This window comes from Paraclostridium sordellii (assembly GCF_000953675.1).
GTDB lineage: Bacteria > Bacillota > Clostridia > Peptostreptococcales > Peptostreptococcaceae > Paraclostridium > Paraclostridium sordellii.
This window is the reverse complement of record NZ_LN679998.1, coordinates 3,375,810-3,376,749: the sequence shown is the minus strand read 5'-3', so window position 1 is coordinate 3,376,749 and position 940 is coordinate 3,375,810. Positions and strand designations below refer to the sequence as shown.

General features: G+C 23.1%; 1 protein-coding gene. It reads right to left on the bottom strand.

Annotated elements, in window-relative coordinates; all coding sequences use genetic code 11:
- Window positions 1-472 precede the first annotated feature (472 nt).
- On the bottom strand, window positions 473-664 hold the full coding sequence (locus tag ATCC9714_RS16415; RefSeq protein ID WP_057545545.1) for a hypothetical protein: 192 nt from the start codon (window positions 662-664) through the stop codon (window positions 473-475).
- Window positions 665-940 lie beyond the last annotated feature (276 nt).

Here is a 940-nt window from a genome sequence, read left to right as displayed (position 1 = left end):
CAGAAGTTAAGCTCTTTAGCGCCGATGGTACTTGGTGGGAAGCTGCCTGGGAGAGTAGGACGTAGCCGCGTAGTCTTTTTTTATTTGGAAACATATATTTTAATTGATTAGAATAATATATATTGTCTATAATTTTAATTATAGATACAAACTTAAATATAATAATATTTTAAAAAAAATTATAAAAAGTATATTGAATAGTAAAACGAAGGTATATACAGTAAAAAATATGATATTTTGTAAAATTTAGTTTTTATAGGAGGAAAATAGAATCTCATATAGAATTAAATATTATAGAATCAATAATCTGATTAGGAAGTGATTTAGATGAGTAAACCTATTGGCAAGGTGGTTAATCTATATGAATATAAACAAAATAAGAAAGAAAAAGAAGTGGATAGAGAGCAACTATTAAAACTAATAAAAAAAATAATTGTATCTAAATAAAGGAGCAAATATTTGCTCCTTTATTTTATTGCATTCTTAGAGTATCCATATAATCTTTTAATTGATTAAATTCGTCAGCATTTTCTAATTCTATAACTTCAGATTTCTCGTTATCAAAGTTTTTAAGATATACAGTATGACAGTTATTGTCGGAATTATGGTATATGCATCTGAAACCATCTTCATACAATCCTTTAATATAGTTAAAATTAGACATATTTAACCAACTCCTTAATATTATATTTAGATATATTTTATCAATAAATAAATTATTATATTCAATGAATAAATAAAGAGGTTTACTGCAATAATAACTTATGTAAACTTACAATTTATATAAATAAAAGAAATTTAATATAAAAAATAAAAAACTTTTCAAAAAAGTGTTGACCTTATTAAAATAAGGTGGTATAGTATTACTTGTCCTTAAGAAAAGGGCAAACATGAACTTTGAAAATTAAACAGTAGGTTAATTATAAAAATTCTTTTTAAA